This is a genomic window from Streptomyces torulosus, from assembly GCF_001419765.1.
Classification (GTDB): domain Bacteria; phylum Actinomycetota; class Actinomycetes; order Streptomycetales; family Streptomycetaceae; genus Streptomyces; species Streptomyces torulosus.
In genome coordinates this window covers 1-12,789 of record NZ_LIRK01000165.1, presented here as the reverse complement: position 1 = coordinate 12,789, position 12,789 = coordinate 1, and the positions used below count along the sequence as shown (strand labels likewise).

Below are 12,789 nucleotides of genomic sequence, written 5' to 3'. Positions count from 1 at the left end.
ACGACGAAGGCGCGCAGGCTCACGTCACCGGTCTCGCTGAAGGCGAAGGTGACCTTCTGGGCGTTGCCGTTCTGCACGGAGGAGCCGATGTCCGACAGGACGGCGGAGGCGTTGCCCTCGCCGCCGAGGATCACGGAGCCGCCGGCCGGGACGACGACCTTGCCGCCCTTGCCCTCACCCTTGACGGGGGTGACCTCGGCGGCGCCGGCGCCGTCCACGGTGACGGAGTCCAGCGTCTGGTCGGTGGTGGAACTGTTGAACAGGGTCGCGGAGACGACCGCCGGGCCCTTGGCCGCGGCGTCCGGCTGGGTGACCACGATCGCATTCTGGATCTCGATGTCCCCGACGGTCGTAGCCGCGTTGTCCGGCTTGACCTGGAGCGTCTGGGCGTTGCTGCCGGCGCTGCACGCGGCGAGCGAGGCGATCGAGAACGCGAGGGCGGCGGCGGCGAGTGTGCCGCGTCGAAGGCTGCTGCTCACGGCGGCGGCAACTCCTTGAACGTGGGCGATACGTGATCGGTAGCGGGCTTAGGTTACCGAGCCGCCCCATCACGGCCGCACCCGACCCTCCCCAAGTGCCGCGTGAGTCACCGGAAGCAATTGACCGACGGGCCGCCCGCGCGCTCGTCCGGCATTCACATAACCCCCATCGAACCCTTCCCCGCCGCCCCTCGATTTCCGGCGAGGAATGCGTGCGGCCACGGAAAATCGATCAGCCGCCAGAAGCCCGCCCAGAAGCCCGCCCAGAACCACGCCAGAAGCCGGTCGGAAGCACGTCCGAACCTCACGTGAACTCGCACCGGAACCGGAGAGGAACCGGCACCGGAACCCTCCGGAACACGATCCGGTAACGGCGGAACATCTCCGGGAGATCGAACTCCTTGATCAATTCCGGATTCGTCTCGTACCCGACTCCGCCCACCGAACGGAGTAACGGAAGTCGCACACTTGGAGTCGGACAAAGTAGGACGTTCGGACAGTCGAGGAGTCCTCCGGATAGGTGTAACGTGCGCGTTTCGCTCCGCCCGGAGAGCCGCTCCCACCTGCGAATACCCACTCCCGTTCGCCCCTCGCAGCACGTCCCTGTCGCTGTTGTCAAGCCCTGAGATATGCCCTGACCTGCGAAAACGCCATTCAGAACACGCCGTATCCGTGTTACCCTGGATAGCCACGGAAGGGGTACCTGTCACATGACGTTCAAGGTTGGCGACACCGTGGTCTATCCCCATCACGGGGCCGCGCTGATCGAGGCCATCGAAACTCGCCAGATCAAAGGCGTGGACAAGACCTACTTGGTGCTCAAGGTCGCCCAGGGTGACCTGACGGTGCGCGTACCGGCGGACAATGCGGAGTTCGTGGGTGTGCGTGACGTGGTCGGTCAGGACGGCCTGGATCGGGTCTTCGAGGTGCTGCGCGCGCCGTACGCCGAAGAGCCCACGAACTGGTCGCGTCGCTACAAGGCAAACCTGGAGAAGCTCGCCTCCGGCGACGTCATCAAGGTCGCGGAAGTAGTCCGTGACCTGTGGCGTCGTGAGCGTGAGCGCGGACTGTCCGCCGGTGAGAAGCGCATGCTCGCCAAGGCCCGACAGATCCTGGTGAGCGAGCTCGCCCTCGCGGAGAACACCAACGAGGACAAGGCCGAGGCCCTGCTGGACGAGGTCCTCGCGTCCTGAACTGACTGAGGCAGGCAGCCAGCCCGCTCAGCGCAGCACAGTAAATGCCGCGGTGCCCGATGACATACGTATTGTCGCCGGGCGCTGCGGCATGTTCGTACCCGGCCACGGAACCGGATGCCGTACGACGGGGTGGGGTCCCCGATACTTGGCGTGCCGGGCCCGGGCAGCTGGCTCGACCAGATGTCACGGAAGGGTCCGGTCAAGATGTCGCGCCCGGCACGCTGTGGCCATACCCACGTAGGCCGAGCACACAAACCTGACAGGAACCGATGTCTGACGATTCGCGTCCTTCGCCTTCCGGGACCGGCGCGGGAGCCCGTACGGCAGCCGTGATCCCGGCCGCCGGTAGGGGCGTACGCCTCGGTCCGGGCGCCCCCAAAGCACTGCGGGCGCTGAACGGCACCCCCATGCTCATCCACGCGGTACGGGCCATGGCCGCGTCCCGTGCCGTCTCCCTCGTCATCGTCGTGGCACCGCCCGACGGGGCCGCCGAGGTCAAGTCCCTGCTCGACGCGCACGCGCTGCCCGAGCGGACCGACTTCCTCGTCGTACCCGGCGGTGAGTCACGGCAGGAGTCCGTGCGCCTCGGCCTCGACGCACTGCCGCCCGGCTACGACATCGTGCTGGTGCACGACGCGGCGCGCCCGCTCGTCCCGGTCGACACGGTCGACGCCGTCATCGAGGCCGTACGGGACGGGGCGCCGGCCGTGGTGCCCGCGCTGCCCCTCGCCGACACGGTCAAGGAGGTCGAGCCGACGGCGGTGCCGGGCACGCCCGAGCCGGTCGTCGCCACCCCGGAGCGGGCACGGCTGCGGGCGGTGCAGACGCCGCAGGGCTTCGACCGGGCGACCCTCGTGCGGGCGCACGAGACGGTCACCGGCGAGGTCACCGACGACGCGAGCATGGTGGAGCGGCTCGGATCGCGCGTCGTGGTCGTGCCCGGGCACGAGGAGGCGTTCAAGGTGACCCGCCCGCTCGATCTGGTCCTCGCGGAGGCGGTCCTGGCCCGCAGGAGGCTGAACGATGGGTTCTGAGACGCACACGACACCCACGGTGGTGCTTCCGCGGGTCGGCATCGGCACCGACATCCACGCCTTCGAGGAGGGCCGGGAGCTGTGGTGCGCCGGCCTGAAGTGGGAGGGGGAGGGGCCGGGCCTCGCCGGGCACTCCGACGCGGACGTCGTGGCGCACGCCGCGTGCAACGCGCTGTTCTCCGCTGCGGGACTCGGTGACCTGGGGCAGCACTTCGGCACGGGCCGGCCCGAGTGGTCGGGCGCGTCCGGGGTGACGCTCCTCGCGGAGGCCGCGCGCATCGTCCGCGACGCGGGATTCGTCATCGGCAACGTGGCGGTCCAGGTGGTCGGGCCGCGACCGAAGATCGGCAAGCGGAGGGACGAGGCGCAGAAGGTGCTGTCGGAGGTCGTGGGAGCACCGGTCTCCGTCTCCGGAGCGACGACGGACGGGCTGGGGTTCCCCGGCCGCGGCGAGGGATTGATGGCGGTCGCCACGGCGTTGGTCGCGAAGGTCTGATCGCCGGACAGCTCGGGGGCGCGGGTGCGTCGGCGACCGCGGGTCCGTCGTGGCCGTTCGCGCAGTTCCCCGCGCCCCTGAAGGGAACGGGCCTGCGGCCCGCCCTTCAGGGGCGCGGGGCGCAGCCCCGGTCGCTTTGCAGGAGCGCGGGGAACTGCGCGAGAAACCACGAACCACACGCAGCCGCCCGACGACAGTGGACCCCGAGCTACTAGGCGCCCGGCCCGGCGGCGCAGTCACGTGTCACGAATTCGTGGACCTTCGCCCGGATCGGCGCAGCGCACGCGCGGTTGCCCACTACCCTGGAGGCGTGACTATTCGCCTGTACGACACCAGCGCCCGGCAGATCCGTGACTTCGACCCCATCACGCCGGGTTGTGTCTCGATCTACCTGTGCGGTGCCACCGTGCAGGCGGCCCCGCACATCGGCCACATCCGCTCGGGGCTCAACTTCGACATCATGCGTCGGTGGTTCGAGTACCGCGGGTACGCCGTGACGTTCATCCGGAACGTCACGGACATCGACGACAAGATCATCGCGAAGGCGGCCGACCAGGGCCGCCCGTGGTGGTCGATCGGCTACGAGAACGAGCGCGCCTTCAACGACGGCTACCACGCGCTCGGTTGCCTGCCGCCGACTTACGAGCCGCGTGCCACGGGGCATGTGACCGAGATGGTCGAGATGATGCGCGGGCTGATCGAGCGCGGCCACGCCTACGCGGCCGACGGCAACGTGTACTTCGACGTGCGGTCGTACCCGGAGTACCTGCGGCTGTCCAACCAGGAGCTGGACAACCTGCTCCAGCCGTCCGGCGAGGGCGAGACCGGCAAGCGCGACCCGCGTGACTTCGCCATGTGGAAGTCGGCGAAGCCGGGCGAGCCCACCTGGGAGACGCCCTGGGGCCGGGGCCGGCCGGGCTGGCACCTGGAGTGCTCCGCCATGGCGCACAAGTACCTGGGCAGCGAGTTCGACATCCACGGCGGCGGGCTGGACCTGATCTTCCCGCACCACGAGAACGAGATCGCGCAGGCCAAGGCCTTCGGCGACGCGTTCGCCCGGTACTGGGTGCACAACGCCTGGGTCACCATGAGCGGCGAGAAGATGTCCAAGTCGCTGGGCAACTCGGTCCTCGTGAGCGAGATGGTCAAGCAGTGGCGGCCCATCGTGCTCCGCTACTACCTGGGCACCCCGCACTACCGGTCGATGATCGAGTACAGCGAGGAGGCCCTGCGCGAGGCCGAGTCGGCGTTCGCCCGTATCGAGGGCTTCGTCCAGCGGGTCGTCGAGAAGGCGGGCGGGGTCGTCGAGCCCGCGGCCGAGGTGCCGCCGGCGTTCGCCGAGGCCATGGACGACGACCTGGGCGTGCCGCAGGCGCTGGCCGTCGTGCACACCACGGTCCGCCAGGGCAACAGCGCGCTGGCCGCCGACGACAAGGAGGCCGCCGTGGCGCGCCTCGCCGAGGTGCGGGCCATGCTCGGTGTCCTCGGCCTCGACCCGCTCGACGCCCACTGGGCCGGCGAGGGCGGCGACCGGGGCGAGACCGTGCTCAACAAGAGCGTGCACGGCGTCGTCGACAGTCTGGTCGGTCTGGTCCTCCAGCAGCGCGAGTCCGCCCGCGCCCGCAAGGACTGGGCGACCGCGGACGCCATCCGCGACCAGCTCAACCAGTCCGGCCTGGTCATCGAGGACAGCCCCGACGGTCCGCGCTGGACGCTCGGCCCCCGCTGACCCGCGATCACCTTGATCGATTGTGCCGCCCGGCCCTCCGGGCGGCACACTGCATAGACGAGACTTCAATGACGTACACGCCCATGTGTACGAACGCTTCCAGGAGACGGGTAGGTCATGGCCGCTAACAACCGCCGCATGTCCGGCAAGAAGGGCGCGCAGGTCGGCAGTGGCGGCCAGCGACGCAAGGGTCTGGAAGGCAAGGGCCCGACGCCGCCCGCCGAGATGCGCAAGGGGCACAAGAAGAACCGCATCGCCAACGCCAAGGCCAAGCAGACGGCACGCCGCCCCGTGGTGCGCGGTCGCGGCGGCAGGGGCACCTCGGAGATGGTCGTCGGCCGCAACCCGGTCGTCGAGGCGCTGCGTGAGGGCGTGCCCGCCACCACGCTCTACGTCCAGCAGTTCATCGACAACGACGAGCGGGTGCGCGAGGCGCTCCAGCTCGCCGGTGAGCGCGGCGGCATCCACCTCATGGAGGCGCCCCGCCCCGAGCTGGACCGGATGACCAACGGGCTCAACCACCAGGGCCTCGTCCTCCAGGTCCCGCCGTACGAGTACGCGCACCCCGAGGACCTGGTCGCCGCCGCGTTCGACGAGGGCGAGGACCCGCTGATCGTGGCCCTCGACGGGGTGACCGACCCGCGCAACCTCGGCGCCGTCGTCCGGTCGGTCTCCGCGTTCGGCGGCCACGGCGTCGTCGTACCGGAGCGGCGCGCGGCCGGGATGACCGCCGGCGCGTGGAAGACGTCCGCCGGTACGGCCGCCCGTACGCCCGTCGCCCGCGCCACCAACCTGACGCGTGCGCTGGAGGCGTACAAGAAGGCCGGTGTCGTCGTGGTCGGTCTGGCCGCGGACGGCGAGGCCGAGGTCGGTGAGCTGGAGGCCCTGGAGGGGCCCGTCGTCATCGTCGTCGGCAGCGAGGGCAAGGGCCTGTCGCGGCTCGTCGGGGAGACCTGCGACTTCCGGGTGCGGATTCCGATGCCGGGTGGCGCGGAGTCCCTGAACGCCGGTGTCGCGGCGGGAGTTGTGCTGTACGAGGCGGCTCGGCGCCGGGGCTGACAGGGCCCCCAACTGGGGGTTCGGGGTGTTCGCGATCACCTTGACGCGGTCCGGACAGATCGGTGCGGTCAAAGCAGTGTCCTAACGACACGTCACTCGGTTAGATGAGTGTGGACACCAGAACACCCCGCACACCCACGGGGGACCGCTCGTCGGGATACGACGACGCTCCCGCGCTGAGCATGGTGAAGGTGCCGAGCGATCCGGCGCAGGTCATCGTCAACCACGCGAGCTTCCGCGTGCAGTTGGGCGCCTCCACGCGGGCGTCCCCGCGGATCGCACGGCACCTGAGCGCCACCGAGGACACCGCGCGCATGCCCGTCGTGGGCACGGTGGTGCGCGCCGGCGCGCCCGCCGCCGGGCGCCGGCGCCCGGTCGTCTGGAGCGGGAAGTCCGCGCCGGACGACACCGGGGCCCACCGTCTCCTCCAGGCCGTCAGGGAGGCCGGCGCCACCCAGGTCATCCCGCGCCTCGGCGTCACGGAGACCGACACCGGCGGGTTCGGCGTCGAAAGCGGCCGCTACGACGCCGACTTGACGGTGGAGACGATCGAGACGCCCATCGTCGGCAGCCAGCGCACCCACGGCGACCACGCCGCCCCCGACGGCACCCGGCTGCTGCCCGCCATGCGCCAGGTCGGCAGCGCGTACGACGAGCCGGGGTACGCGGGACGGGACGACTACGCCGACGACCGTTTCGCCGCCGACCGCTTCGCCGACGCGTACGACGGCGGGGACCCGGGCGGCGAGCGGACGCGGCGCCGCGCCGCCAACGAGCCCGTGCGGCAGGGCTATTACCCCGGCCGGCGGATGAACCTGGGCGTGGTGCTGCTGCCGCTGCGCGTCTTCCTCGGCTTCATCTCCGTCTACGCGGGCATGGGCAAGCTCTGCGACCCGCACTACTTCGACGGCGGCAAGCGCGGCTCCATGGTGAAGTGGCTGAACACGCTGCACCCGTGGGAGGTCGCCGAGCCACTGCGGCAGTTCGCGCTGGAACACCCGGTCGGCTCCGGCCTCGTCATCGCGTTCGCCCAGGTCGTCGTCGGTGTTCTCACGATCTTCGGGCTGTGGCAGCGGGTCGCCGCCGGGTTCGGGGTGCTGCTGTCGGCCGCGCTGCTGGTGACCGTCAGCTGGAAGACCGTCCCCGTCTACGAGACGCCCGACATCATCTACCTCGCCGCCTGGTCCCCGCTGGTCATCGCGGGTGCGCCGGTGTACTCCGTCGACGGGCGGCTCGCGGGCGGTGCCTGGCGCACGCTCGGGCCGCGCGCCGACATCTGGGAGCTGCGGCGGTACGTGCTGCGCCGGGGCGCCCTCGTCGCCGCGGTCGTCGTCGGTCTCACGCTGCTGGTCGGGTCGTTGCTCGGCGGAGCGGTGCGGGACGCCGACCGGATCGTCGTTCCCGGGCCCGGAGAGGCTCCGCGCAACGAACTGCCCGGGTCGCCGCTTCCCGGTGAGGCCGACAAGGGCCGCAAGGAGCGGCGCAGCCCCTCCGCGTCCAACTCGCCGAGCGCCGGTGCGACGTCGGCGAGCCCCACGCAGGGGGCCACCACGACGCCGGACGCGACGCAGGACGCGGGCGCGGCCAACGGGCAGCCCAGCCAGACGCAGGGGACGGCGGGGCGGGTCCCGCCGCAGCAGTCCGCCCCGGTCGAGCAGGCGCCGACGACGGCGGGGCCGACGTCCAGCGGTGGCGCGGGTGCCTCCGGTGGGACGACCGGGGGGTCGGGTGGCTCCACCGGGGGTTCCGGAGGCAGTTCCTCCGGTGGGCAGCCTGGGCTGGTCGGAGGGTTGCTCGGGTAGGTTCTGTCGCCTTTCGAGGCGGTGAGAGGACGGGCCCCGCAGGGACTCCTGCGGGGCCCGTCCTGTGTGTGCGTCGTCGCCTGGCAGCTTGGGGGTGCGGGGAAGTCGGCGGGCGCGGGTCCGTTGTGGTCGGTCGCGCAGTTCCCCGCGCCCCTTCGGGGTGAGCCCTGGGTGGTGAAGGTGCTCTAGCGGCCCAGGGTTGCCAGTTCCCTTGCTGCTTCCGTCAGGTCCTTCGCCGTGTCGATCGCCCGCCAGTAGGCGCCCTGGGGGATCGGGAAGCCGGCCAGGCGGCGTTCCCGGGCGAGGCGGGGGAAGGTGGTTCGTTCGTGGTCGCCGCGCTCCGGGAGGAGGCCCGCGAACTCGGGGGAGAAGACATAGACGCCGGCGTTGATCTCGTACGTCGTCGGCGGGGCCTCGATGAAGTCGGTGACGCGACCGAAGCCGTCGGTCTTGACGGCGCCCCAGGGGATGCGGGGGCGGGCGAGGGCGAGCGTGGCGACGGCGTCGCGCTCGGTGTGGAAGTCCGCCATGTCGCGCAGCGAGAAACGGGTCCAGATGTCGCCGTTGGTGGCGTACCAGGGCCGGTCGGGGTGGGGCAGATGCGCGGCGGCGTACTTGAGGCCCCCGCCGCGGCCCAGGGGTTCCGTCTCGACGACCGTGGTGACGCGGACGGGCAGGTCGGCCGAGTCCAGCCAGTTCTGCAGCACGTCGGCGAGATGACCGCAGGAGACGACGACGTCGGTGACGCCCTCCTCGGCGAGCCAGGTGAGCTGATGGCCGATGATCGGGGTGCCCGTGCCGGGAATTTCGACCATGGGCTTCGGCCGGTCATCGGTGTACGGGCGCAGCCGGGAGCCCTGGCCACCTGCCAGGACCACGGCTTGAACGGGGCGCGACGCGGCGTTCGGATCGGTCATGCCCGAACTGTACGTGGCGCCCCGTTCGCGGGAGCACGGCCCTGGGTGATCGGTATGGGGGGAGCGGACTGGGGGGTGCGAGCGCCCTGGGCGTCCTGCGAGGCCCTCCGTGTCGTGCGGGCCTTTGCGGGGCCCCAGTGTTTCTGTGAGCCCTTGGGCGGGCCCTCAGCCGTGCAGTGCTGCGACTCCGGTCGAGAAGGAGGTGTCGCAGACGGGGCGGGCGTACGACTGGGCCCGGGTGGGGCCGTACGCGCGGACGGCGGCGCGGCCGAGGGCGCGGGCGATGGACGTGCAGTGCTTCGCCAGCGACGGGCGGCCGTTCACGGCCTGCTGGAGGTGGGTGAGGGCGACGCCGGGGTCCTTCTCCTGGAGCTCCACGAGGAGCTTGTCGCGCAGCAGCTCGTGCGGGGCGCGGGCCTTGGCGCGGGGGGACGTCCGCTGGGCGGAGACGTCCGACGCGGCGAGGATCGACTCGGAGGAGTCGGTCCCCGACCAGTTGACGCTGGTGACCGCGAGCGTGCCGGAGAGCACCAGGACGACGGGCAGGACGAGGGCGAGGGAGCGGCCGATCCGGCGGGCGGGGCCACGGCCGCGGCGCGTCCGTTGGGTGTAGGTGTGGGTGTGCTTCACGTGAGTGAGGGTAGCGCAGGGTAGTGATATGGCGACCTTGGGTCACCGGTACGGGGGACGCTGCAGCGCCACTTCTCGGGCGCCGGGTTGACGCACAGGAGTCGAAATGAGCTGGTTTGCCGGGGTAGTTGAGGGCATGGAAGAGGGCCCCGCAGGCTGGCTGCGGGGCCCTCTTCGTCAACCTGGGTGATTTATCCCGGGCCGGTGGTTTCGCGGACGGTCGTGTCCGGGTCAGTCGGTGAGGCGCTCGCCCGTGGAGGTCGAGAACACGTGGGTCTCGCCCGGACGCGGCACGACGTGCAGCTGGGCGCCCTTCTCGGGGACCTGGCGGCCGTTGACGCGGACCACGAGGTCCTTGGTCTCGCCGCCGACCTCGGCGGTGCCGTAGACGTAGCCGTCGGCGCCGAGCTCCTCCACGACGTTGACGGAGACGGCGAGGCCGGCCGGGGCGTCCTCGGAGTCCTTCGACAGGGCGGAGGCGGCGGCGCCGTTGTGCTCGACCACGTCGAAGTGCTCGGGGCGGACACCGACGGTGACCGTGCGGTCGCCCCTGTCGGCGGCGGCCTTCAGGGCGTCACGGTTGACCGGGACGACGCTGTTGCCGAACTTCACACCGCCGTCGGTGATCGGGACCTCGACCAGGTTCATGGCCGGGGAGCCGATGAAGCCGGCGACGAAGAGGTTGGCGGGGCGGTCGTACATGTTGCGCGGGGTGTCGACCTGCTGGAGCAGACCGTCCTTGAGGACCGCCACGCGGTCGCCCATCGTCATGGCCTCGACCTGGTCGTGGGTGACGTAGACGGTGGTGATGCCGAGGCGGCGCTGGAGCGACGCGATCTGCGTACGGGTCGAGACACGGAGCTTGGCGTCGAGGTTCGACAGCGGCTCGTCCATGAGGAACACCTGGGGCTCACGCACGATGGCGCGACCCATGGCGACACGCTGGCGCTGACCACCGGAGAGGGCCTTCGGCTTGCGGTCCAGGTACTCGGTGAGGTCGAGGATCTTCGCGGCCTCTTCGACCTTCTGCCGGATCTCCGCCTTGTTGACGCCGGCGATCTTGAGCGCGAAGCCCATGTTGTCGGCGACGGTCATGTGCGGGTAGAGCGCGTAGTTCTGGAACACCATGGCGATGTCCCGGTCCTTCGGCGGCAGGTGCGTGACGTCGCGGTCACCGATGCGGATGGCGCCGCCGTTGACGTCCTCCAGGCCCGCGAGCATGCGGAGGGAGGTGGACTTGCCGCAACCGGACGGTCCGACGAGGACGAGGAACTCGCCGTCCTCGATCGCGATGTCGAGCTGGTCGACGGCGGGCTTGGTGGAACCCGGGTAGATCCGGGTCGCCTTGTCGAACGTGACAGTGGCCATGGGTCGTAGACCCCCTTCACCGGCAGGAACGTGCCGGACGATCCGAGTAAAGGTGGTGAGCCACCGGGGACGGTTCCACGGTGGTGTAGTCCATGCGAGGGACTGGCTCAGGACGGTACCTGTCGTTCACCTCGTCTGTCAGTACCTCGACCCCTGTGAACTTCGCGGAAATTTTCGACGGAAGCACCCCATGACGTGGGTACACTGCACGGGCGCCCCCGCGCGGGGCCACGCCTCCTTAGCTCAGCTGGCCAGAGCAACGCACTTGTAATGCGTAGGTCGTCGGTTCGAATCCGACAGGGGGCTCTGGGAGAGACCCCGGGTCAGGTGAGCGCCGATCCGGGGTCTTGTCGTTCGTCGACAGGGCGTCGGCCGCGGGGTGTGCGTGGCTGTGCGGCAACTGACCATTCAACGAACGTGCTTGGCGCTGTTACTCGGAATGCGTGTGGATGGCTCGGGGCGTAGCTTGGAAAACGGTGGGGGTTGAGCGGTAGTTGAATTGCGCCTCGTGAATTCGTTCTGACCGAGGGAGCCCTCATGAAGGACATATTCATGCGTCGGAAGTCCTCTCGCTCTGTTTCGTCCTCTCGCTCCCTGCTTCGGCGGGCGCTCGTTCTGCCCGCCGCGGTGGTCGTCGTGGTTCCCGCTCTGGCGACGGAGGCGCAGGCCAGCCATCAGCGGACGGTGAACGGCAGCGTGTCCATGCGGATCATGGACTATGAGAACTTCGGGCCGAACACGGTCTGCAATCGTAATTTCTCGCTCACCCCCGTGACGGTCACGGTCGGAACTTCCAAGCGCGTCGCGGCCTGGTCCAAGTGTGGGGGAGAGATAAGGGTCGAAGTGCATTACAAGCTCACCCATGAACCGAATGGTGTCGTGCGCGTGACCGAGGGGATCGTCAAGTTCTTCGAGGGGGACAGTGAGAACACGGGCGACCTGGACGGTGCGTCCGCCTTCGGGAACATGGTGCTCTTTCCGGGGCTGAGCCTTTCCAGGAATGTGCACGTGCAGAACTGGAATGAAGGACAGCCCGACGACAAGGCCGATGTGCGGCTCACCCTGCGCAACTGACGGCGGTGACGGTACGGACGGCCGGGCTCCCCCGGGCCGGAGTCAGGGTCGGCTCCGGCCCGGGGGTTCGTGTCGTGTGGTGCGCGGTCAGAAGTCGTCCGGGGTCCTGACGCGGTCGCGGATCCAGGTGCCCGCCGGCTTGAGGGAGGCCCTGCCGGTCCAGGGGCCGTTGGCGTCGCAGGTGCCCGGCTTGTAGACCGCGCCGGTGCGCTCGTCGTCGGAGAAGTTCCAGTTGACCCAGCTGATCTTCTTGGCCGCGAGGAGATCGAGGTAGCGCTGCGACATGGCGAAGTCGTTCGCGCCCTCACCGGCGTAGTTCTGGGTGCCGAACTCGGTGACGAAGACGGGGATGCGGTCAGCCGCGCGGGAGAGGGTCTGGAGGTACTCGTCCCGGTGCGAGTACGCGTAGAAGTGGAACGTGTACATGATGTTGGACGCGTTCACCGGGTTGTTGATCACCTCGGACTCGTTCGCGCCGTCCGAGACGCCGAGTGAGGACCAGGCGCGGGTGCCGACGAGGATCGGGGTGTCGGGGTCCTTGGCCCGGATGACGGGGATGAGCTGCTCGGCGTAGCTCTTGATGCGGGACCAGCTCACGCCGCTCGGCTCGTTGGCTATCTCGTACAGCAGGTTGTTCTTGTCGCGGTGGCGCTGGGCTATCTCGGAGAAGAAGGTCTTGGCGCGGGCGAGGTTCTGGTGCGGGTCGCCGGGGTCGAGCATGTGCCAGTCGACGATGGCGTACATGCCGCGGGCCGTGGCCTGCTCTATCGCCGAGTGGACCAGGTCGGTGAAGCGGCGCGGGTCGGTCTCGTAGCCGCCCTCCTGGATGTACATCGAGATGCGCAGGACGTCGGCCTTCCAGTCCGTGGCGAGCGCGTTCAGGGAACCGCTCGTGACGCACTGGCTGTACCACTGCAGGCCGTGGGTGCTCATACCGCGCAGCTGGATCGTTTTTCCTCGTGCGTTGCAGAGCTTGGTGCCGCAGACCTTCAGCTGCCCGTTCGC

The 12,789-nt window shown here is 69.9% G+C and carries 12 protein-coding genes and 1 tRNA gene; 8 read left to right on the top strand and 5 right to left on the bottom strand.

The window, feature by feature from the left end; all coding sequences use genetic code 11:
- Positions 1-479 (bottom strand): copper chaperone PCu(A)C domain-containing protein (locus AOK23_RS12130; RefSeq protein WP_055712734.1); only part of this gene is annotated, 479 nt, incomplete at its 3' end.
- Between the two features lie 710 nt (positions 480-1,189).
- On the opposite strand from AOK23_RS12130, the gene AOK23_RS12125 reads away from it, so the two are divergent.
- The 6 genes from AOK23_RS12125 to AOK23_RS12100 all read left to right on the top strand — a co-directional run bounded on the left by AOK23_RS12125 (position 1,190) and on the right by AOK23_RS12100 (position 7,795).
- A complete protein-coding gene (locus AOK23_RS12125) occupies positions 1,190-1,672 on the top strand; it encodes a CarD family transcriptional regulator (RefSeq protein ID WP_003953493.1) in 483 nt (160 codons plus the stop codon).
- Positions 1,673-1,944: 272 nt separating this feature from the next.
- On the top strand, positions 1,945-2,709 hold the full coding sequence (gene ispD / locus AOK23_RS12120; protein ID WP_055517694.1) for a 2-C-methyl-D-erythritol 4-phosphate cytidylyltransferase: 765 nt from the start codon (positions 1,945-1,947) through the stop codon (positions 2,707-2,709).
- Complete coding sequence (gene ispF, locus AOK23_RS12115; RefSeq protein WP_055712733.1) at positions 2,699-3,205, top strand: 2-C-methyl-D-erythritol 2,4-cyclodiphosphate synthase; 507 nt, start codon at positions 2,699-2,701, stop codon at positions 3,203-3,205. The genes ispD and ispF overlap by 11 nt, the downstream gene beginning before the upstream one ends.
- 310 nt (positions 3,206-3,515) lie before the next feature.
- Positions 3,516-4,934, top strand: a complete 1,419-nt coding sequence (cysS, locus tag AOK23_RS12110) for a cysteine--tRNA ligase (protein WP_055712732.1) — start codon at positions 3,516-3,518, stop codon at positions 4,932-4,934.
- Positions 4,935-5,051: 117 nt separating this feature from the next.
- The gene (gene rlmB / locus AOK23_RS12105) at positions 5,052-5,993 is read left to right on the top strand and encodes a 23S rRNA (guanosine(2251)-2'-O)-methyltransferase RlmB (protein WP_055712731.1); all 942 of its coding nucleotides are present in this window, start codon (positions 5,052-5,054) and stop codon (positions 5,991-5,993) included.
- Positions 5,994-6,097: 104 nt separating this feature from the next.
- Positions 6,098-7,795: a DoxX family protein gene (locus AOK23_RS12100; RefSeq protein WP_079049437.1), complete on the top strand. Its 1,698-nt coding sequence runs from the start codon at positions 6,098-6,100 to the stop codon at positions 7,793-7,795.
- Between the two features lie 185 nt (positions 7,796-7,980).
- On the opposite strand, the gene AOK23_RS12095 is transcribed toward AOK23_RS12100, so the two are convergent.
- From AOK23_RS12095 to AOK23_RS12085, 3 genes are all read right to left on the bottom strand, one after another.
- A complete protein-coding gene (locus AOK23_RS12095; RefSeq protein WP_055712729.1) occupies positions 7,981-8,712 on the bottom strand; it encodes a nucleotidyltransferase family protein in 732 nt (243 codons plus the stop codon).
- A gap of 165 nt (positions 8,713-8,877) precedes the next feature.
- Positions 8,878-9,342, bottom strand: coding sequence for a hypothetical protein (locus tag AOK23_RS12090; RefSeq protein WP_055712728.1), 465 nt, complete (start codon positions 9,340-9,342; stop codon positions 8,878-8,880).
- 231 nt (positions 9,343-9,573) lie between these two features.
- Positions 9,574-10,710: an ABC transporter ATP-binding protein gene (locus AOK23_RS12085; protein WP_055537947.1), complete on the bottom strand. Its 1,137-nt coding sequence runs from the start codon at positions 10,708-10,710 to the stop codon at positions 9,574-9,576.
- 232 nt (positions 10,711-10,942) lie between these two features.
- Between AOK23_RS12085 and AOK23_RS12080 the strand changes: the two genes are divergently transcribed.
- Together AOK23_RS12080 and AOK23_RS12075 are read left to right on the top strand one after the other, a co-directional pair.
- Positions 10,943-11,016 (top strand) — tRNA-Thr (locus tag AOK23_RS12080).
- Positions 11,017-11,247: 231 nt separating this feature from the next.
- Positions 11,248-11,784, top strand: a complete 537-nt coding sequence (locus AOK23_RS12075; protein WP_055712727.1) for a hypothetical protein — start codon at positions 11,248-11,250, stop codon at positions 11,782-11,784.
- 87 nt (positions 11,785-11,871) lie between these two features.
- Here AOK23_RS12075 and AOK23_RS12070 read toward each other — a convergent pair.
- Positions 11,872-12,789 (bottom strand): glycoside hydrolase family 5 protein (locus AOK23_RS12070; RefSeq protein WP_055712726.1); only part of this gene is annotated, 918 nt, incomplete at its 5' end.